The 21565-nt window shown below is 60.6% G+C and carries 16 protein-coding genes; 4 read left to right on the top strand and 12 right to left on the bottom strand.

Annotation, left to right across the window (positions count from 1 at the left end; translation table 11 throughout):
- The first annotated feature begins 289 nt into the window (after positions 1-289).
- Positions 290-1696, top strand: a complete 1407-nt coding sequence (locus tag RI103_RS08530) for a methyl-accepting chemotaxis protein (protein ID WP_310814902.1) — start codon at positions 290-292, stop codon at positions 1694-1696.
- A gap of 166 nt (positions 1697-1862) precedes the next feature.
- On the opposite strand, the gene RI103_RS08525 is transcribed toward RI103_RS08530, so the two are convergent.
- From RI103_RS08525 to RI103_RS08485, 9 genes are all read right to left on the bottom strand, one after another.
- A complete protein-coding gene (locus RI103_RS08525; protein WP_310814901.1) occupies positions 1863-3269 on the bottom strand; it encodes a hypothetical protein in 1407 nt (468 codons plus the stop codon).
- A gap of 12 nt (positions 3270-3281) precedes the next feature.
- Positions 3282-3572 carry a PAAR domain-containing protein gene (locus tag RI103_RS08520; RefSeq protein ID WP_310814900.1) on the bottom strand — a complete coding sequence of 97 codons (291 nt, stop codon included), beginning with the start codon at positions 3570-3572 and terminating at the stop codon, positions 3282-3284.
- A gap of 1 nt (position 3573) precedes the next feature.
- Positions 3574-4941, bottom strand: a complete 1368-nt coding sequence (locus RI103_RS08515; RefSeq protein ID WP_310814899.1) for a hypothetical protein — start codon at positions 4939-4941, stop codon at positions 3574-3576.
- Positions 4942-5020: 79 nt separating this feature from the next.
- Entirely contained in the window at positions 5021-8719 is a 3699-nt protein-coding gene (locus RI103_RS08510; protein ID WP_310814898.1) for a type VI secretion system Vgr family protein, read from the bottom strand.
- 458 nt (positions 8720-9177) lie between these two features.
- Positions 9178-9801: a hypothetical protein gene (locus RI103_RS08505; RefSeq protein ID WP_310814897.1), complete on the bottom strand. Its 624-nt coding sequence runs from the start codon at positions 9799-9801 to the stop codon at positions 9178-9180.
- A 157-nt stretch (positions 9802-9958) separates the two neighbouring features.
- Positions 9959-10777: an ABC transporter permease subunit gene (locus tag RI103_RS08500; RefSeq protein WP_310814896.1), complete on the bottom strand. Its 819-nt coding sequence runs from the start codon at positions 10775-10777 to the stop codon at positions 9959-9961.
- Complete coding sequence (locus tag RI103_RS08495; RefSeq protein ID WP_310814895.1) at positions 10777-11706, bottom strand: ABC transporter permease subunit; 930 nt, start codon at positions 11704-11706, stop codon at positions 10777-10779. The genes RI103_RS08500 and RI103_RS08495 overlap by 1 nt, the downstream gene beginning before the upstream one ends.
- Positions 11703-12869 carry a polyamine ABC transporter ATP-binding protein gene (locus tag RI103_RS08490; RefSeq protein ID WP_310814894.1) on the bottom strand — a complete coding sequence of 389 codons (1167 nt, stop codon included), beginning with the start codon at positions 12867-12869 and terminating at the stop codon, positions 11703-11705. The genes RI103_RS08495 and RI103_RS08490 overlap by 4 nt, the downstream gene beginning before the upstream one ends.
- A 92-nt stretch (positions 12870-12961) precedes the next feature.
- Positions 12962-14062: a polyamine ABC transporter substrate-binding protein gene (locus RI103_RS08485; RefSeq protein WP_310814893.1), complete on the bottom strand. Its 1101-nt coding sequence runs from the start codon at positions 14060-14062 to the stop codon at positions 12962-12964.
- Positions 14063-14574: 512 nt separating this feature from the next.
- Between RI103_RS08485 and RI103_RS08480 the strand changes: the two genes are divergently transcribed.
- The 3 genes from RI103_RS08480 to RI103_RS08470 all read left to right on the top strand — a co-directional run bounded on the left by RI103_RS08480 (position 14575) and on the right by RI103_RS08470 (position 17831).
- The gene (locus tag RI103_RS08480; RefSeq protein ID WP_310814892.1) at positions 14575-15879 is read left to right on the top strand and encodes an Nramp family divalent metal transporter; all 1305 of its coding nucleotides are present in this window, start codon (positions 14575-14577) and stop codon (positions 15877-15879) included.
- Between the two features lie 274 nt (positions 15880-16153).
- Positions 16154-17482: a phospholipase A gene (locus RI103_RS08475; protein WP_310814891.1), complete on the top strand. Its 1329-nt coding sequence runs from the start codon at positions 16154-16156 to the stop codon at positions 17480-17482.
- Between the two features lie 145 nt (positions 17483-17627).
- Positions 17628-17831 carry a DUF1289 domain-containing protein gene (locus RI103_RS08470; RefSeq protein ID WP_310814890.1) on the top strand — a complete coding sequence of 68 codons (204 nt, stop codon included), beginning with the start codon at positions 17628-17630 and terminating at the stop codon, positions 17829-17831.
- Between the two features lie 154 nt (positions 17832-17985).
- On the opposite strand, the gene RI103_RS08465 is transcribed toward RI103_RS08470, so the two are convergent.
- From RI103_RS08465 to RI103_RS08455, 3 genes are all read right to left on the bottom strand, one after another.
- Positions 17986-18642: an OmpW family outer membrane protein gene (locus tag RI103_RS08465; protein WP_310814889.1), complete on the bottom strand. Its 657-nt coding sequence runs from the start codon at positions 18640-18642 to the stop codon at positions 17986-17988.
- A 70-nt stretch (positions 18643-18712) separates the two neighbouring features.
- A complete protein-coding gene (locus RI103_RS08460; RefSeq protein ID WP_310814888.1) occupies positions 18713-19903 on the bottom strand; it encodes a nitronate monooxygenase family protein in 1191 nt (396 codons plus the stop codon).
- 129 nt (positions 19904-20032) lie between these two features.
- Positions 20033-21457: an aldehyde dehydrogenase family protein gene (locus RI103_RS08455; RefSeq protein ID WP_310814887.1), complete on the bottom strand. Its 1425-nt coding sequence runs from the start codon at positions 21455-21457 to the stop codon at positions 20033-20035.
- Positions 21458-21565: the final 108 nt, after the last annotated feature.

The raw sequence follows: 21565 nt of genomic DNA, 5'->3' as shown, positions 1-21565 counted from the left end.
GTGAGAAACGGAAAGGTCTGCGGTTAAGGCTGTGGATCACAGTTTGACCGCACATCATAACGACTGCGGGATACCCCGTATCAAGTCGCTTGAAAGTCCGCCGTAAACGCGTCGAGGAGACGCTGCATCCGCGTTGGGTGACGTGCGCCAACTGAATGCGCCAGGCGCGCCATCAGCAACATGTTGCATGGGACCGGGGTAAGTGCCAAAGCGCTCACTCTGGTCGACCGCTTTGCATGGGACCAGAGCAACCGCTAAAGCGCTAACTCTGGTCGACAAAGGAGACAGCATGACGCGTTTCAGCTTTCGCCGGGCGGCCCGCTCGCACACGGTCGTCGGCGATATTGCCGCGCAAGCCGGCAAACTGGGTATCGAGATCTGCGACGTATCGGGCCACGTCGAGGAAGTGGCCGCGCGCGTGCAACGCCAGGCGCAAGTCTGCCGGGCGCTGCGCGAATCGGCTGCGCAGACGCTCGCTGGCAATCATCGCATTGCCGCTGCCGCGCGGGAAATGAGTCACGTCTCCGCTGAAGCCGCGACCGGCGTGCAGGAATCGCAGCAGACGCTCGAAGCGTCGCTTGCCGACATCCACGGACTCGTGGAGGGCGTGACGGTCATCGAGAGCCAGATCGGTGCGCTGCGCAGCGCGTTGGCGCATGTGAGCCGCGTCTCCGAGGAGATTTCGCTGATCGCCCGTCAGACGCATTTGCTGGCGCTGAATGCCGCGATCGAAGCTGCGCGCGCCGGCGACTCCGGCAAGAGTTTCGCGGTGGTCGCAGCCGAGGTGAAGAACCTCTCGGCGAAGACCGCACAGGCCACCGGACAGATCGAGACGACGCTGGCGCAACTCACACAACAGACCGAGCAGTTGATCAGCGAGGGTTCCGTGAACACCGCGCGGGCGCATCGGGTGCGCGAAGGCACGCGCAAGATCGGCGAGGTTGTGCATGCAACCGGCGATGCGATCGCGCATCTGAACGACGAGGCGGGACAGATCGCCGTGTTGACCGGCGAGATCGAATCGCAGTGCGGCGGGCTCGAAGCGCAGGTGCTGGAAATGGCGAGCGGCGTCGAGGATTCGAGCGAAAACTTCGTACAGGCCAAAGACCGTTTGGGGAATCTGCTCGGTGTGTCCGAAACCCTGATCGAACTGACCGCCGCGACGGGTGTTGAAACGACGGATACGCGTTTCATCGAGGCCGTGCAGCAGGCGGCAGCCGCCGTGAGCAAGGCATTTGAAACGGCCGTGGCGCGCGGTGAAGTGTCTATCGAGGATCTGTTCGATCAGCAGTATGTGCCGGTGACTGGGAGTAATCCTTCGCAGTTTCTGACGCGGTTTACTGCGTTGACCGACCGGGTATTGCCGGCAATTCAGGAGCCTTTGCTTGATCTCGATCCGCGAGTCGCGTTTTGCGCGGCGGTCGACTTGCGAGGTTATTTGCCGACGCATAATCTGAAATTCTCTTTACCGCAGCGCGATGATGATGTGGTCTGGAATACGGCGAATTGTCGGAATCGGCGGATGTTCGATGATCGGACTGGGATTGCCGCAGCTTCACATACGAAACGGTTTTTGTTGCAGACCTATCGGCGGGATATGGGCGGCGGCCAGTTTGTGTTGATGAAGGATGCGTCCGCGCCTGTTTTTGTTGGTGGGCGGCATTGGGGTGGGGTTCGGATTGGGTATCGGGTTTGATTTTTTGCTGCGGGTTTGTTGGGTGTGTTCTTGTGGTTTTGGCCTTTCCTTGATTTGTTTGTGGTCTATTGGCGTTGCCCCTCCCCGGAGGGACCTAACAGTTTATAGCCCGCCTTCCGGCGGGCTTTTTTTGTGCATGGCCCAGAAGGCCGCAATCGTGGGAGCTTCATCGACCTCGGCGGTAGGCGCGCCAGAAGTCCTCGGCGATGCCTTGCTCGCGGAAATACCTCAGCGCGCCAAACACAACGCCAAGAAACGGCAGTGCAATCACTATGACTGTATCCGTGGTCTGCCACCCCGGCCTGTCATCGAGCAGGGACATGCCGAACATCATCAGTGAGAGAAAGAGCAGTTCGGCAAACGGAACAAGGGAATAGGCATAGCCGTCTTTCCACGGCGCATTCACCGGTCGCAACTCTCGCACCGCGAGACTGAGCGTCACGCCATTCTCTACCGGCAGTGCCACGAGTTGCGCACCCTGTCCGAAGTGCGCCATCCTCGCCGCGAGCGCATATAGCAGCCATCGCGACACCGGGGCCTGCGGACCAATGGATGTATCGAGCGCATGCGTGGAGACTTCCAGCCCGCTCTCCTTCACCGCGCCGAAGGTTGCGTGCTGCGCAAGGCCCTTCAGGCGGCTGTGCCAGAAATTGCGGATGCGCTTCATCTCAGCCTGTTCAGCCCGGAGCAGCAGCGACAGCGCCTCCTCGACCTGATCGGCTTCCGTCTCGATCTCACGCATCAGCCACGCCTGTGACTTGAGCTTGCCGCGCTGGTCGTACATGAACTGGTCCGAAGCCAGCAGCAGCGCCACGGCAAACTCCGAGCAATCCTTCGGTAGATCCGGGTTGTCATTCAGATGCCACGCCAGCACCAGCCGGTATGACGGATCGCTGTCAGCCGGGAACCACTTTTCAGCAAACTTCGGTTCCGTGCCGGGCCGCATGCGGACAATGCGCGGCGCTCCCGGCAATTCGAGCTTCTTCCACACGGCGTGAATGATGTCGGACGATTCATCCCGGCCACCCTGCATCATGAGCTGGAACGAATTGCTCCGTATGGCACCTGCCAGTTTCGGCGCGAGCGGCACAAGCAGCTTTTCCAGGACGGCATGTAGCCTGGACTCGGCCCCTGTCTCGTCCACGTCGAGCGCCATTACCTTGCCCGGATTCTGCGGTGGCGTGCCTTCGAGTCCGAGCATGCGTTCGCCAAGGTCCGGTTCCGGTGCGAGCACTACGCTATCCAGCACGGCTACACCCGAACGGCACTGACGCTGCCACGATCTGCGCAACTGCCAACCCTCCCTGTTAAACACCGCCGCCTCGAATGCCTTCAGACCATATCCAACGTAATAGGCGAGCGCGCATAGTGCTCCCCAGAAGGACGGCCCGGTCAGCAGGATGCTCTTGAAAAACCCCATTGACATTACCGGTTGCCCCTTCGGCCAGGAACGCACCGTTGTGAACAGGGCGAAACATTCCACGACAATGAACATGGCAAGATAAAACCACAAAGGTGGCGGCTCACCCGCCTCCTCCTCGTCGGGTATCACCTGGTTCCAGCGAAATGTCATCGTTTCTCCGTGTCAGCCTTCGTATGTCCAGTCATGCTGGGAGGCAATCAGTATTGGCGGCGGATTGCAGCGGCAACGGCAGAAGTCGCCCTCCAGCGCCGGCAGCCTGCCGTCCATGGCGTCATCTTCCGAACGCGGGCCATTCGCGACGATGTGCCCGATGGAACCACACGCGGGGCATTGCACGCGCGCCCCGAGGTAGCTCATGCCACGCTCATCGGGGCCAACATCTGCGATGCCATCGAGTACGGTGCCGTTTGTTGTGGTCCGGTCGAGCCGGAGGATACAGGCGCGTTCGCTCACGTCAGGCCCCCAGCCATTCCCAATCGGCTCCGTCGGTTCTGGCGGGCATGCTCTGTCCGTGGCGCACGGTAACGATGCCCGCGAGGTCGTAGTGATATGACCCGGAGGCCGAAAAACTGCCTGAGTGAACGCGCGCAAGCCAGCGCCCACTGCGTGGGCAAACGGCTCCTGCCTTGCAGACGTGTTCGGTGCCTTCGATGAGGTCGAACGACCACTGCTTGACGGGCGTTGGCGCGCTGCCCTCCCATAGCCACTGCACCGGCCCGTTAAGCTCGGTGCCGCTGGCGGAGGCCATCAGCATTTTCACGTTGTCTGTTGTGGCAATGTCCCCGGCCTTGAATGGCACGAGCTGAAGACTGCGATAGGCACCGTTGTCCGCCAGCCGCACGGCGCGATACAGGCCATCTTCTGCAAAGGTTTCGCCAGGCTTGACCGGCCATAGGGACATGTTCTCGCGATGGGTTTTCTCCCACTGCTCGCGCTCCTGGGGTGTCGAAGGGTAATCGTGGTCGAAAGTTATACGACTTTTTATGGGACTGAAATCAACGTGCGTAGATAGACCCCAACCATAGCCCTCATATTGAATATTCATATAAGCTACGCCGGAAAGTTCGTACACACCTCTCTGGATTTTATTGTCTGGGATGGATTCCAATTTCAAAATTTTACTTTCACCGGGATTGAGCAAAACCTCTCCATCCGAAAATTCGTTTCTGTTTAAGATTTTCTTTCCTGCCAAATTAAATCCCCAATCATCACGAGATTGCATTTTTCCGAGCTCACTAAACGGCGCAACGGCAAGCCCACCATTCAGACTGTCACCAGGCCACTGGTCCGGCGTCTTGAACTTAATCCACCGACTTCCTGAATTTATAAATCGCACCGAAATTAAGTAGTGACCGTCTTTACGCTCCACCGTCAATGTCTCAAAATCCAACTTCACAATCTTGGCGCCTTCGTTCCATGCGCGATCCGCCAGCTTGAATGGCACATCAAAGACATCGCGATTAAAGCGTTCAGGAATCAGGCGTATGGAACCGCTTCTTTGAACGCCTTTCCCGTCATCGTCAACACATACAACGCTAAACGTGGCTGGCGGGTCCACCGTTTCGGGACCACCACTTTGAATATCTTTGTCACATAGATTTTTTGCAACAACCTTCAACTCCTTTAAATCAGTATTTTGAAGACTCAGAGCAAAAACACCGATACCTGCCTGAGTAACTTCGTTGATGGTATCTCCTTTGGCTAAATAAAACTCTCTGTCGCCATCAAACGTTAAATCTCTTGAGCCATATTCCAGGCCACCCGACCATGAAAGTGAAAATGCACCAGGTAGCAGAACACCATTACTCGAATCATTTGCCATCGCACACCTATTTCCTATCCATTGCATGGTTAGTGACAAAATAACCACCTGAAAGAATCTTCGAAATTTCGGATTACTGCTATTTTTCCGCATGACCTGCCCCCGTCCTTTTCGCCGAGCTTGCGCCGCTTGCACCTGTTTTTGTGGCAGTTGCGCTTGCGTCGCTTTCCTTGGAATTTGCGCTTGTATCGGCTTTCTTGGCAGTTACTGTAGGTGCGTTATAACCAACTCGCCACCGTTTGTTGGTTTGAGAAGAAAACCACCTGCGAATATATTCAAGATAATAAGGTGAAGTAGTAGCAGTGGGCTTGAGACAGCCGTTACCCATAAGATTATTTTCCGTTTCAATCACCCAAACTTTATTCGTCGTCTTGTTGGCGTCCGCCAAGACGAAGTCTATGTCCTTACCCTCCTTGACATACATAGAATGGACAAATCCACCTTGCCACCAATATTCATCTGGGAAATTAAACAAATGTCCAGTTTCATGTGCTTTAGTTTGCGTAACTACTTCTATATATCTACCCGATTTAGCATCTTTTGCATATTCCTTTTCCGGCCAATTAGCCGCATCGGCTCGTTGGGTGGTTGGATGCAAGTTAATAGTGATATTTGGGTTAAGCGCCGGGGCGTCAGCAAACCTAACTACGTGCACATCGGCGCAAAATTTGACTGCAACCCGACAGCCACAAGCCGCACCTTTACTGCAGCCATCGAGAAGCAGCTTGTAGCTCCCTTGATTCAGGGTCTTCTCAATGATGTTCTTGTACGTTGACGCTTCAACTTCCCTCGGGTCACGTTCGACAAGCATCAAGCCCTGCTCGGCGTATGATTTACCTGAATTGGCTCCATTTGCAAAACTCTCATACTGCACCACCACGTAGTCGTTCCGCTCGTCACGTAACGGCTCATTTGTTGCCGGATTCATTTTCACCAGCAGTCGTGGCACTAATGCAATCACAACCTTTGCCGTGAGGGTCTTGGCGCCGGAGTCGTATGTGAACTGGCATGTAGTCGACGCTGTGCCAGAACACATAACTGGTTTTCCGTCCTTTACAAGCCTGTCAGTTCTTGTCCAACCGTATTTCTGATACGTAAGTGTTTCGCGTCGCATCGTTGCCGACGCTACAAAATCCGAAAGCTGCCAGTTGCACGGCACAGAGCTTTCAAGTTGGATCGGGTCGAGATTCCCCGCTGACCCCTCGGTTGGTGCATTATCTGGATCATTTACAACCAAACCGCCATTGCCCACCGGACCACCAGCGGAACCCGTCGAGCCAGGAAGCTGTTGGCCTTTTGATTGAGTGTCCTGCGACGCGCCCCCGCCCGCCGACCCCATCGAACCCCGATCCGGCACGCCGCTCATGATTGACCCACCGGGTGAGGGTGCAGGCGCTGGGGGCACCGCCCCCGTATTCACCAGCCCTTCCCATTGCGCATAGTCCGGTGCAGGCGCGGGCGTCCCCGCAATATCCCGCGTGAAGTTCGCATTGGTGCGCCACACATCGCAATCCGTCGTGAATGGCACGAGCTTCGGCGCGAACGCCTCTCCACCCAGGTCCATCTGCGCGGGGCCAACCTTCTTCAGGCCGCTGGTCCTGAACACCGCCCCGCCCCAAGAGCCGAATTCGATCCCCCCCGGCGTCATACGCAGGTACGAGCCGCCAACATTCAGCACGATCTCCTTTGACGACTTCACATGCAGCACACCGTCAACCGTCTCAACGGTCATGTCGTTCTGCGACGCAAGCTGCATCGAACCGCGCTGGGCCTGCACGACAACAACACCCGCCGCCGCAATCAGACTCATGCCTTTCTGCGAGAAAACCGACACCAGATCGCGTGCAGCCACGGTGAAGCGCCTGAGCGTGCTGAAATGCACGCCTTTCTTCGCGGTGCCGATGATCGAGCCATCGGCGGCAACCTGCACGCCGTCGCCCGATGCGATACCCACCGGCCCTGGTCCCGTGACCAGCACGCCGGGTTTCTTCAGTTCATGCAGCCCGTCGTTGATCGCCTGCTGCGCATCCGTATCCGCGGGCGTCGCCTTCGACGCATCGGCGGAAGCAGCAAGTGACTTGCTGAGTGCCTGATGCTCCTTCAGTTGCGCCTCCGTCTCGTCCATCGCGAGCACCTTGCCGCTGCCGCCCGCCTGGTTATAGGCGGTGAGCATCGCGCCAGATCCGCCGCGAGTGACCGCGTAACCGTCTGTCCGAAGTTCCGCGCCCGCCCCGCGCTGTTTCAGGTCACGGTCCGGTATGAAGCCCAGGTTGAGCTGCGAGCGGCCCGAGTGCTCTGTGCTGAGTTCGATCCCTTGCTGGTCGTCCCAGTCATCCATCCACAGCTTGTTGCCAGACTGCGTGCGGATTTCGTTGCGCGACATGCGCCGCCGCGACGAGTTGATGAGGCCGGGACGCTGGCTGTTTGGCATGAAGCCCACAAGGAACGGCTTGTTCGGGTTGCCTTCACGAAAGGCGACCAGGCCCTCATCGCCGTCCAGCGCGGGCATGTGCATGCCGGTGTTGTCTCTGCCCGAAAACGGTTTCGCCAGCCGCAACGGAATGCTCTCCGCACCTTTGGGCCAGTTGCCGAAGTCGCAATGAAAGCGCGCGACATACTCCCCTTTGTCGGTCAGGTAGGCAAATTTGTATTTATCGGGAGAGCAGATCGTTGCCCCGAGTGTGCCGTGTATCCGGGGCCATCGGGTTTCATCGATGGCCATCCGGTATGGACGGTCAGCTGGAATGGCGGTGAAACGGTTCATGTAGCTGACGCTTCGCGCGCCGCTATGCACGACCTTTGTAACGAACATGCCCGCTCCTGCGTCCTCAAGCTCCCGGTCCGAACGCACAAGACGACCCGGCCTGAGTGCGAGCACGGTCGACTTGACCTTGTAGCGGACCTGCTGTGCAAGCGCCGCCTCATGTCGTAACTGCGCCTCGCGCTTCGCGCCACCGGCGTCCCCATGATGCGTGCCCCACACATAGGGCGTGCCGACCATCGTCCCGTCGTCCGGGACAGCGCGGCTTTCATTGCGCAGAACTTCCCACGCACTGTCCGGGTTGTAGTCGGCAACGGTAAAGGATTCCGGTACGGTGCGGGTACGCACCTTGAAGGAAAAGATGGATTCCTCAAACGTTGACAGTCCGGCTGTGGGGCGGTCAAGTACCATGACCGGGGGCCGCTCATAGCCGTCTATGTCATCGGCAATCACCAGCACTTCGCCATGCTCGCCGGTCGTCGTGAAGCAGAACAGGCCAGCCTGTTCCATTTCGAGCCGGATGTATGCCCAGTCCCCCAGGTTGAACTGAAACCGGAAGTCGTGTTTCGGATGTTCACGCCGGAGGCGAAATTCCACCTGCATCCAGAAGCGGATTTCGTGACGCTCAAGGATGGTCCTGATGATTTCCCACGATGCCATCCGCTGGTATGTGACGCAGTTGCTCGGCCCGTCGAGGACAGCGAGTCGCTGGCGGATCACAACGCGATACGTGCAACCATCAAGTGATTCCGACACCAGATCGAAGCGCGACACAAACCCGTTGAATGTACGCAGTTCACGCCCATCCTCGGGCTGGATGGAGAACTCTGCGAGTTGCCCCAGCACCTTCTTTCTGCTCACCGGTTCCGGCGTCGAGATCACAGCCTTGATCCGATACGGCTCGCAGATTTCCTCATGCACTTCCCACGATACGACCGAGACAACCGGCGCGGGTTTCGGCCGGCCAGTGTCACTTTCCTTCTCAACCTGCTGCGGCTTGCGCGGCATGAACTTCATGTGCGCGGACTGCCGCCCCGTCAGATATGTTCTTATGCGATCAGCTTCAGCCATATGCATTCTGTTAAGAGCAGTGCCTATTTTTTGCGAAGCCTGTACCTCAGCATCTAACCTCCATCAGGTCAACGAAGTTAATTTGGGATAGCGCGAATTTGACAAGCATTCACAAAATCGGCGGCGTCTTATTCATGACGCATCAGAACGGTCTTCGTTGCCGCCTGACAAATGACTTTTGTTTTCCGGCCGCCTGTCGGCGCGCACCTGGGTTGATATGCGACAGATGCTTTTCACCAGGCCAAATCTTCCAGCACAATGGCGAAAGGGGCGCAAACGCTCGCGCCCGTCCCGTCATTCACGCTGCCTTTCAGGTGCTTGCGCCGGGTCACGGGGCGCTGAAAGAGGTGCAGGCGCTTGCTGATTGGGTACGCAGGACGAGGCTTGTCGAGTTAACGAAACTGTCAGGCAGTGTGAAGCGCACCGCGCCGATTTCGGCCGACTGACGGGCGATGACGCGCCGTTTTCATTCCTCTCTGACTGGGGCCGCGAATGAGGCGCATATGAGGAATGCCGGGGCCAATCCGGGCGAAGGCGGTGACGCATTTCCAGTTACGTGCATCGACGCGCATGAAGAAGGGAATTTCGCGCTGTGTCAGCGCGGCCACCATGGTGTTGCCGATATAGCCGCGGTCGAGCAGCAGCAGATCGGTGCGCGGTTGCAGCACGTCCAGCGCTTCGAACAGCTTCTGCCGCTCGGCGCCGCCGGCCGGATGAAGCGCGGCGTGCAGGGTCAGCTCGGGCCCGGGCAGGAACAGCGCAAACGCGTAGTGATCGGCGCGCAGTTCATGGCCGCGACGCGTGCCCACACGCAGGCGGCTACCATCGGCGGCAACCAGCCTCAGGCCGTCCCACCGCATCGAATCGATATGGGGCTGGGCCAGCGTCATGAGACGTGCGCAAGCCAGGTCGAAGAGCTCGACTGACAACCCGCTTCGCGCCTTGCTGAAGGCCTGTGCGCTGACTGCGCACAGGCGCCCGCCGCTTTCGCCCAGCGCGCCGAATAGCTCATCGAGTTCGGCCTGCAACGCTCGCACACATGCCCGACATCATCAACGCGGCCATGCGCGGTAAGGTCAGGGTGCGATTGCGGGTAAATCCGCTAGCCGCCTCGCACACAAAAATGCGGACAGGTTCGACAACACCACAAAAAAACACCCACCCCAAACCATCAACAAAAAAAAATCAAACCGCCATCACCGCCCGCTTCCTCTCCGCCCGTTGCATAAAATAATTAGTGGCCACGACCCCAACAGTGACCACAGCAATAAACAGCGTAGCCAGAGCATTCATCTCCGGATTCAACCCCAACCGAACGCGCGAGAACACGACCAACGGCAAAGTAGTCGACCCAGGCCCCGACAAAAATGCCGACAACACCAGATCGTCGATAGACAAAGTGAACGACAACAACCACCCAGAAACCAGCGCCTGAGAAATCAACGGCAACGTAATAGAGAAAAACACCCGCAACGGCGTAGCGCCAAGATCCAGCGCCGCCTCTTCCAGCGAAGGATGCAGCTCCTTCACCCGCGACTGCACGATGATCGCCACATAGGAAATACACAGCATCACATGCCCGATCCAGATCGTGAAAATGCCACGTCCGGCCGGCCATCCCAACCACTTGGCCATTTCGATGAACAGCAGCAGCAACGAAATCCCCTGAATCACCTCAGGAATCACCAACGGCGCATTGATCATCCCCGTATACAGCGTGAAACCACGAAACCGCCCCATCCGCGCAAGCACAAACCCGGCCCACGTGCCAATGACAACCGAAGCAAACGCCGTCAACAACGCCACCCGCAGCGACAGCCAAGCCGCCGCAATCAGTTCGTCATCCTGAAGCAACGCCGCATACCAGCGCGTCGAAAACCGCGTCCACACCGTGACCAGTTGCGATTCGTTGAACGAATACACAATCAGACTCACAATCGGCACGTATAAAAACAGAAACCCGATCCCCAAGGCAAGCAACTGCAAAATCCGGTTCGGCTTCATCAGCGCCTTTCCTCCATCGCCTTCGCCTGCGCGTACTGGAAAAACGCCATCGGCACCAATAACAACAACACCATTGCGCACGTCACGGCGGACGCCATCGGCCAATCGGCATTGTCGAAGAACTCATTCCACATCACGCGGCCGATCATCAGCGTATTCGCGCCGCCCAGCAATTCAGGAATCACGTACTCGCCCACCGCCGGAATGAACACCAGCAAACAACCGGCGATAATGCCGTTCTTCGACAGCGGCAAAGTGATCTGCCAGAACGCCTTCCACGGCTTCGCGCCGAGGTCGTAAGCGGCTTCCAGCAGCGTCATGTCCATCTTCACCAGATGCGCATACAGCGGCATGACAAGGAACGGCAGATACGAATAGACCATGCCGATATAAACGGCGGTATTCGTGTGATACAGCTCGATCGGCGTATGAATCAGCCCGATCGACATCAAAAAGTTATTCAGCAGGCCGTTGTTCTTCAGAATCCCGATCCACGCATACACGCGAATCAGAAACGACGTCCAGAACGGCAGCATCACGGCCATCATCAGCAGATTGCGGCTGGCCGGATTCGACCGCGCGATGTAATACGCCATCGGATAGCCGATCAGCAAACACAATAGCGTCGAGATCGCGGCGACCACCACGGAATTCACGTAGGTCGCGAAGTACAGACTGTCGGTCAGCAGAAACGCGTAATGCGACAGGTCGAGCGTGATGTGAATCGCGCCGTCCGCGAAGTTGGTCAACTCCGTGTAGGGCGGAATCCCGAGCTGCAAATCGGCGAAGCTGATCTTGACGACCAGCAGGAACGGCACGAGGAAAAACAGCAGCAGCCAGATGAACGGACCGGCCACCACCGCGGTCCGGCCGGTCAGGTTGAAGCGCCGCACCGGCCAGGTGGCGAAAGAATTGAACGAGCGCTTCATGACGTGAGCACCACACCGGCCGACGCGCTCCAGCGCACGTACACTTCGTCGCCCCACGTGGGCGGATCGATCTCGGTTAGCGCAAGACTCGTCACGTTCGCGATCACGGTTTTGCCGGCGTCGAGCTTCACGTGATACAGCGAATAGCCGCCCATGTACGCGATATTCGTGACGACGCCCTTGCCCCAGTTGAACGCGCCCTCAGGCGGTTTGCGCGTGAGCGCGATGCGCTCGGGCCGCACCGAAATCGTCACCGGCATGCCGAGCGGACCGGTAATGCCGTGGCTGACATATAGCTGGCACGGCAGGTCGGGCGTTTCGATGAACACGTGATCGGGCTCGTCTTCAACCGTATGGCCTTCGAACAGATTCGTCGAACCGATGAACTCGGCCGAGAAACGGCTATTCGGATATTCATACACTTCGTGCGGCGTGCCGAGTTGCACGATCTCGCCTTCGCTCATCACGGCAAGGCGGCCCGCCATGGTCATCGCCTCTTCCTGATCGTGCGTCACCATCATGCAGGTCACGCCGACCTTGTCGAGAATGTTGACCAGTTCGATCTGGGTACGTTGACGGATCTGCTTGTCGAGCGCGGACATCGGCTCGTCGAGCAGCAGCAGCTTGGGCCGCTTGACCAGCGAACGCGCCAGCGCCACGCGCTGCTGCTGACCGCCGGACAGCTGATTCGGCTTGCGCTTCGCAAAGCGCCCCATCTGCACGAGTTCGAGCGCGCTTTGCACGCGATCCTTCAGCTCGGCCTTGGGCACGCCTTCCTGCTTCAGACCGAAGGCGACGTTGCCTTCCACGGTCATGTGCGGAAACAGCGCGTACGACTGGAACATCATGTTGACCGGCCGGCGGTACGGCGGCAATTGCGCGAGATCCTCACCGTCGATCAGGATCTTGCCCGAGGTCACGCTTTCGAGCCCGGCCATCATGCGCAGCAAAGTGGACTTGCCGCAACCGGAACTGCCGAGCAGCGCGAACAGCTCGCCTTTCTTCACCGACAGGTTGACGCCTTTGACCGCCACGGTCTCGCCGAACTTTTTCACGACGTCGACGACCTGGACAAAGTTCTCCGTGGCGTCGCCTATAACGGCGTTCAGGCCCGGGGACGGCGCAGCCGTCCCTGCCAGCGCGCCCGACTGGTCACTACTCATCACAATGCTTGACTCCGGCGTTTGACGAACAAAGCCCCCGGTGAACACCGAGGGCTTCATGATGATGCTTACCCGTTCACTCTGACCGCGGGTCAGCGGCCGGACTTGAATTCAGTCCACAGCCGCGTTTGCAGCCGCTGGATTTCCGGCGGCAGCGGCTTCAGCAGGAACAGGGTCTTGATGACTTCAGGCGGCGGATACACGGCCGGATCGTTCGCCACGTCCTTGTCCACATATTTGCGCGCTTCGAGGTTGGCGCTCGGGTAGTAGACGGCGTTGGTGATCGCGGCGTGAACCTGCGGCGTTTCGATGTAGTTGATCCACTCGAGCGCGGCTTCCTTGTTCTTCGCGTCCTTCGGAATCGCCATCACGTCGAACCACACCGGCGCGCCGCCCTTCGGAATGTAATACTCGACTTTATAGGGTTTCTTCGCTTCGACCGCGCGATGCTTGGCGATCACGACGTCGCCCGACCAGCCGTACGCGAAGCAGACGTCGCCGCCGACCAGGTCGTTGATATAGCCCGACGAGTTGAACTGCGTGATGTACGGACGGATCTTCTTCATCATCTCGAGCGCGGCGCGGTAGTCGGCCGGATTCGTGCTCATCGGATCCTTGCCGATGTAGTGCAGCGCGGCGGCGAACATCTGGTCCGGCGCGTCGAGCACGGACACGCCGCAAGCCTTCAGCTTCGAAATGTTTTCCGGCTTGAAGAGCACGTCCCAGCTGTCGAGCGGCACGTTCTTGCCGAGAATCTGCTGCGCCTTGTTGACGTTGTAGCCGAGGCCGGTCGTGCCGTAAGCCCAGGGCACCGTGAACTTGTTGCCCGGATCGGCGCCGGCGACGAGCGCCATCAACGACGGATCGAGGTACTTCAGGTTCGGCAGCTTCGATTTGTCGAGCGGCGCGAAGATGCCGGCGGCGATCTGCTTGCCGGCGTAATTGCTGGTCGGCACGACGATGTCGTAGCCCGAATTACCGGTGAGGAGCTTGGCTTGCAGCGTGTCGTCGCTGTCGTAGTTGTCGTATTTGACCTGAACGCCGGTCTGCTTGGTGAAGTTTGGAATGGTGTCCTTGGCAATGTAATCGGACCAGTTATACACGTTCAGCTGCGTGTCTTTCGCAGCGGCCGTCAACCACGGCGTCGCACACAAGACCAGCGCCGCCACTTGCCCCACTACCCGTCTTTTCATTTCGTTCTCCAATCCTGACCGACCCGTTGCCGACCGTCCTCACCTACGCCGCGGCACTGCGTCCACGGCTCCCCTGAAAAACCCGAAAAGTACCATCAATTATTGCGCGCTCCAAAAAAAATGCCAGGCTGTCGCGCAAACGGTACAGCGCAAGCCGCACCGGTGGAAAATTGGCCGCAATTTTAGCGGGTTATGAGCGCGTGTCCAGCCGAAAAACACAGCTGTATCGCCCCTGCTGTTATGTCGTTGTCAAGTTGGCGCAGTGAAGGCACGGCGAGTTCGCGCGAGCGATGGCGCCCGAGGGCCGCTTTCCGTGACTTTTCATGCGAGGCGGCTAAGGGTCGCAGAGACCTCGAGCCGCCGGGCGTTCGACGGTGCACAATAGCTCTGACAGGCCAAAGGACAGCGCATCGCGAATCGCGTTGCAGCCCGCGGGCCTCGACGCACCGGCCGCCGCGCGCGCAGCGGGCACGTGGCTTGCAAGAAGATGCAGTCTTGAACCCCAGGCATCGATGAACACCAATCCGTTCGCATTGCGACCCAACCGCCGCCGGCGGCTGCCTGACGACGGGCCGGCACGTCCGCCGCACTGGTTCTCGTTCGTCGGCGCGGGCGCCTTGATCGCGGTCGGCTATATCGATCCGGGCAACTGGGCGACCGCGCTCGGCGCCGGCGCGGGCTACGGCTACCGCCTGCTCGGCATGGTGCTGCTGTCGAGCCTGATGGCCATGCTGCTGCAATGGCTGTCGTCGCGCCTGGGCGTCGTGACCGGGCGTGATCTCGCGCAGGTCTGCCGCGAACGCACGGGCCGCCGCGGCACCCTCTTCTTGTGGCTGACCAGCGAGGTCGCGATCATCGCCTGCGACGTCGCGGAGGTGGTCGGCAGCGCCGTCGCCTTGCAATTGCTACTCGGCGTGTCGCTCACGGTCGGAGTGCTGATGTCGGCGGTCTGCACCTTCGCGTTGCTCGCGCTCCAGCAGAAAGGCGGCCGCAAACTGGAAGCGGTGATCGCGGCGCTGATCGGCTTCGTCGGCCTGTGCTTCGTGGTTCAGCTCGCGCTGGCGCGGCCGGACTGGCATGCGGCGCTCGCCGGCACCGTGCCGAGCGTCGAGTTGCTGCGCAATGCGGGCATGGTGTGGCTCGCGGCGGGCATCGTCGGCGCGACGGTCATGCCGCACAACCTCTATCTGCACTCGGCGCTCGTCAAGCATCACGCGCCGGACGGCAGCGACGCCCAGATCAAGGTGGCGTTGCACGTCGTCAATCTCGATACCTTCGGCTCGCTTTCGTTTGCTTTCGTGATCAACGCGGCGCTGCTGATCGTGGCCGCGGCCGTGTTCTATGTGAGCGGCCACCGTGACGTGACCGATCTCGCGGATGCCCACCGCCTGATCGCGCCGCTCGTCGGCACACGCTGGGCCGGCATCCTGTTCGCGGCGGCGCTGCTCGCCTGCGGACTGAGCGCGACCGTCACCGGCACACTGGCGGGCCAGGCGGTCATGGAAGGCTTTCTGCGCATCCGCCTGCCGCGCTGGAAGCGCGCCCTGCTGACCCGCGCGCTGGCGATCGGGCCGGCGCTCTTCGCGGTCGCGCTGTTCGGCCAGCACGGCTCCAATCAGTTGCTGGTGGCAAGCCAGGTGGTGCTGAGCCTGCAATTGCCGCTCGCGGTCGTGCCGCTGATCCGCTTCACCTCGGACGCCACGCTGATGCGTGGCTGGCGCGTGCGCGGCGTGCCGCTCGTGCTCGCGTGGCTGTGCGCCGCGTTCATCATCATGCTCAATGGCGCGTTGTTGTGGCAACTGGCGTTCGGTAGTTGAGAGGCCGTTTTTTCGCCTGGACTGTAAATGAAGTGATTTTGTAAGCATTCTCTGAGTATCTCGCCATGACTGGCGACGCTGTCCATTGCTGCGGCGCGCCGGTTGTGCGGCCTGTTTCACCTCGGCTGCCGGGTTTCTTGCGGCAGCCGTTTTTGTGCCCATTCCTGCGCCCATCGGCGCTTCCGCGCGATCGATCCGGTGCGCCCCGCACGTCATGTTTCGACGCCTGCCTCCCCGTATCGCTCGCTGCCCCTGCTCCCTGGACGACAGCCCCATGCGCTTTGACGCTTCAATCGACTGCCTTGCCCGCAACGCCTTCCCTCACGCCCGTCGACTCGTGGCGCGCCTTTGCCGCGCCACGTTGCTCGCCACGCTCTGCGCCAGCGCAGTCCTGTCCGGCGAGGCGCGCGCGACGGTCGCGATGCTGCAACCCGCTCGCGTGGTCGCGGCCAACGAGCCGTTGCAAATCACGCTGCTGTACTCTGCCGACGACGCCAAATCCCTGACCATCACCGTCCCGCCGACCATTCGCGTGACCTTGAGTGCAGGCGAGCAGTCGCCGCAGCCGCTCGATTTGCAGCGCGAACCCGGCGTGCCCGACATACTGCATCTGCGGCCGGGCCAGTTCCGCAAAGTGCGTTTCTCGGCGCCCTGGCCGCAATCGGCACGCGGTGAGATTCGCATCGACCCAGTGGGTTTCGACGCGTCGCCGGCGCTCGTGGCGATCAATCGGGGACCGCAGCAGGACGCGATTGCCGAGGCGGAACGCGCGGAAAGCCAGGCGACCAACCCCGCTCAAGCCGCGGCGACCGCTGCGCTGGTCGGCGGCCCGACCGGCGACGCGATCTCGCCGCCCGGCGACTCGCTCGCGACCACAGGACGCGGCGTGCTCTCGCACCTCTCCTATTACGATCCGATGTACATCGCCTTCGGCCACAACGGCGACACGAACGCGCGGCTGCAATTGAGCTTCAAATACCGCATCCTGATACCGGACGATTTGCGCTCGAAGGCCTTCCTCGACAACCTGTACTTTGCGTACACGCAAACATCCATCTGGGATCTGTCCGCCGATTCACGCCCGTTCCGCGACACGACCTACTCGCCGCAGTTGTTCTACTACGTGCCGGACACCGGTTGGCAGAGTCCGTTCTTCACGCGCATGGGTTTTGCGGCGGGCGTTGCGCACGAATCGAACGGCAAGGCCGGGGCGGACTCACGCAGCATCAACATGCCTTTTATCCGGCCGACCTGGGAATTCGGCGATCTGACGGCCAACCACATGACTGTGTCGCCGAAAATCTATTACTACGTCGGCACGAGCAGTAACCCCGATATTGCCGACTATCGCGGCTACGTCGACCTGTTGATCAAATACGGCAGCCCGGACGGCTGGCAACTGGCGACCACGCTGCGCAAAGGCACCAAGCACTGGTACGGCAGTGTGGATACGCAATTCACCTATCCGCTCGCCAAACTGCTGGGCGGCGCGTGGGGCGGCTATCTCTGGGTGGGCTACTTCAACGGCTACGGCGAGGACCTGCTCGACTACAACAAGCGCCAGCACTGGATGGCGCGGATCGGCTACAGCATCGCGCGCTGACGCGAGCGGGCGCTATCGCGTCGAACCATACGGCGGATGCTGCCAGGCGTGCGCGAACCGCGGCCACGCCGTTCGCGCGCGGCGGGGTACACGGCGCGCATCGGTTAACATAGCGGAACTTCGCTTCTCCGCCCCAAGGTTTTCGATGGCTTCGAATCTTCATGATCTTCCCGACAGCCCGTGCATCGGCGTCTGTTCCACGCTGTTCGACGACGTCTGCAAAGGCTGCGGCCGCACTGCCGGCGAAGTATCCAACTGGGTTTTCCTGAGCGACGAGGAAAAGCGCGCCGTGTGGGTTCGCATCGAGCAGGAAGGCACGGCCATGCGGTTTGCGAACGACAAGCTGTAGGCCGGGTCGGCCGGCTTCTAGTCGCATGCTTGCGGCCACGTGGCGATCAAGGTTGACACCCAATAAGAAACGCCGGGGCTGAACCGCACCCCGGCGTTTTTTTGCATGTCGACTACGGCTGGTTAAGCGCGAAAACGACGCGACGCGAGAAAAGTCAGAACCGCATGCCGACACCCAAACCGACCACCACCGGATCGATGCTCAAGCGGCCAAGCGCCTGACCGCCGAGCGAGGCATCCGTGTGCATCCAGATCTTCTTGATGTCCGCGTTGACGAATAGCGACTTGGTGACTTGCACGTCGACACCGGCCTGCAACGCCGGACCCCAACTGTGATTGGTGATCGAGATCGGCTGGCCGCCCGCGTTCAGGCCGTTGTTATAGAACAGCGTGTAGTTGAGACCCGCGCCGACATACGGACGAATGCGTCCCGCGTGATTGAAGTGATATTGCAGCAGCAGCGTGGGCGGCAATACGTTCACGCCGCCGAGACCACCGAGACTCGAAGTCACTTGATGCCGCGAAGTGCCGAGAATCAGCTCGACGCCGAGTTCATCGCGAATCATGTAAGTCAGATCCAGTTCCGGCACGATAGCGTTATTCACACCTACGTGCAGCGCGCTCAGCGATTGGGTGGTGCTTACGTTCGGCATGATGCTGATGGCGCGCAGACGCACCAGCACGTCGCCCGCGTGAATGCCGCTCATCGTGTCGTCGCCGGCGGCATGCGCCTGCGGCGCCAGCGCGCCCGCCAACAGCAGGCTCGATGCGATGACGGCGGTTTTGATTCTGTTCCTTAACGAATGCTTCATGTGCTTCCCCGCTTGTTTGTTTGCATGCGGGCATTGTCGAAGCTCTCGTCGCGCGGCACGTTGACGCGTATCAACCCAGCGAGAATGCCCATCGCCCTGCGACAGCCGGTCGCGTCGCACCCGTGAGCAGCAGTTCGAGCAGGTCGTGCACACTGCGAATCGCCGTGCCGAACGGCAGCGCTTCGCGGCCGCGGAAGAACAGACCGTTCGCCACATCGCCGCGCAATGCCGCCGCGAGCCGCGTGTCGATGCAGAAGTGGCCGAACTTCTCGATGCCGTCGCGCCAGCCGCACGCGCTAAGGCATTCGAGCGCCGTCGGACAGACGTGTTTGAGCGCCCCGACTTTCTCGCGGATCTTCGTTTCATGGCGCAGATAGCGCATCAGCCACGGCGTTTTCACGGCGCGCGCGGGCAGTCCCGTCACGCTGACGAATTCGACGATATCTTCCGGGGTGGCTTCGGCCAGCACGCGCTTGAAGTTCGGATGCGCGTCGCCTTCCTCGGTGACGGCGAACGGCGTGCCGAGCTGCACGCCGCTGGCGCCCGCGTTCAGCAGCGCACGCACGGCCTCGTGACTATTGATGCCGCCCGCGACGATCAGCGGCACGTCTGCGCGCTTCAGGCCGAGCGAGGCGAACACGGTGTCGAGTTCTTCAAGGACGCGGAAAAAATCGAAGCGTTGATCGTGTTGGTCGGCAAGGTTGTTGACGCCGAGATGGCCGCCCGCATGCGCCGGATGTTCGATCACCACCGCGTCGGGCAAACGGCCTTTTTTCATCCACTTTTTCAGCACGAGGGCGACGCCGCGGCTATCCGACAGGATCGGAATCAGCGCGATGTCGTGCCCCTGAGTCATGTCCGGCAGATCGAGCGGCAGGCCCGCGCCCATGACGATCGCATCGGCACCGCTCTCGCATGCGACGCGCACGTAGTCGGCCTGCGCGCTGACCGCTTTCATCACGTTGACGGCGATCATGCCGCGCCCTTCGCTGAGTGCTTTGGCGGAGTGGATTTCGCGAGCTAGCGCGGTGAGATTGGCCGCCTCGAGCGTGGCCCGATCGGGCGACTCGCGGCAACGCTCGATCAGGTCGCGATGGTGATGCCGCAGATCGATGCTGGCGATGGTGCCCAGTGCGCCTTCACGGGCGACGCTGCCGGCCAGCCGGTGGGCCGAGATGCCGACGCCCATGCCGCCTTGCACGATCGGCAGTAACGAGCGGCCGCGAACGACGAGCGGCGGAAAGGAATGAGAGGTGAGCATGACTGGCCCAATGGCGGATTATCGAAACGTTGATAATCGTCGGTCGGGCGCAGCCTGCATTGCTTCAGGTCAATGAGTCGGCGAATGTCCTGGTCACGCGTGTCGATCAGTTGATGCCGGTCAGATGAATCACACCTTGAATTGCATGGACTTGAGTTCGAGATACTCTTCCAGCCCGTAAACTCCGTTCTCGCGGCCGAAGCCCGACTGCTTGAAGCCGCCGAACGGCGCGGCCATATTCCACGTGCCGCCGTTGATATCGACCTGGCCGGTGCGAATCCGCCGCGCGACGCCGGCGGCACGCTCGTCGCTGCCCGCCCATACCGCGCCGCCGAGGCCATACGGAGAATCATTGGCGATCCGCACGGCTTCCTCTTCGTCCTTGTAGGTCAGAATGGACAGGACCGGGCCGAAGATTTCCTCTTGCGCGATCATCGCCTTGGGATGCACGCGGCCGAATACGGTGGGCTTGACGAAGAAGCCCTTCGATACGCCGTCAGGCAAGCCCGCCCCGCCCGTCACGAGTTCGGCGCCCTCCTCGATTCCCTTCGCGATGTACTGCTGCACACGCGCCTGCTGCGCCGCCGACGCTAGCGGGCCAAGACGGGTCGTCTCATTACGCGGATCGCCGGCGACGTAGGCCTCGGCGGCCTGCTTCGCCAACGCGCGCGCTTCGTCGTAGCGCGCTTCGGGCACCAGCATGCGCGTGTGCGCCGAGCACGTTTGACCGGAATTCAGAAAGCACGCGCTGATCGTCCCCTTGACCGCCGCGGCGAAGTCCGCATCGTCGAGAATGACCGACGCCGACTTGCCGCCTAATTCGAGCGCGACGCGCTTGACCGTCGCCGAAGCCAGTTCGGACACGCGCTTGCCGGCGCGGGTCGAGCCGGTGAACGAGACCATGTCGACTGACGGATGGCTCGCCAGCACCTCGCCGACCACCGGTCCATAACCGCTCACGAGATTGAACACGCCGGCCGGCAGCCCGGCTTCGTGGATCGCCTCGGCAAGCACGAACGCATTCAGCGGCGCGATCTCCGATGGCTTGAGCACCACCGTGCAACCCGCGGCGAGCGCCGCCGCGACCTTCAGCGTGACCTGATTGAGCGGATAGTTCCACGGCGTGATCGCCGCCACTACGCCGACCGGCTCGCGCACCACCAGCGAATTGCCGACCCGTTCCTCATACTGGAACTCGCTCGCGAGCTTCGCGTAGGCGCCCCAGTTGTAGACCGGACCGCCCACCTGAATGGCGCGCGCCAGTTTCAGCGGCATGCCGACTTCGCCGGCGATCAAACCGGCCAGTTCGTCGGTGCGCGCTTTCAGGTTCGCCGCGATATTGCGCAGATACTCGCCGCGCACGGCGGCGGGCGTCGCGGCCCAGCCGTCGAAGGCCACGCGGGCGGCGGCGATCGCGCTTTCGGCATCGGCCTCGACGCCTTCAGGGATGCGCCCCATGATCTCTTCCGTGCCCGAGTCGATCACGTCGATCGTGCCGGTGCCGCACGGGGCGATCCACTTGCCGTCGATATAGAGTTGCTCGTAGGTCTTCATGATGGTCGGTCCCTGTGTGTCTCCGGAATGGTCTTCTATTCTAACCAGCACGCTGGAGAAGGCCGGTGGCGACGCGCGCGCCATGAAAAAAGCCCGCTTCGAAGAAGC

The sequence above is a fragment of the Paraburkholderia sp. FT54 genome (genome assembly GCF_031585635.1).
Taxonomy (GTDB): domain Bacteria; phylum Pseudomonadota; class Gammaproteobacteria; order Burkholderiales; family Burkholderiaceae; genus Paraburkholderia.
Note: the sequence above shows the minus strand (reverse complement) of the source record. Positions and strands in the feature narration are given on the sequence as shown.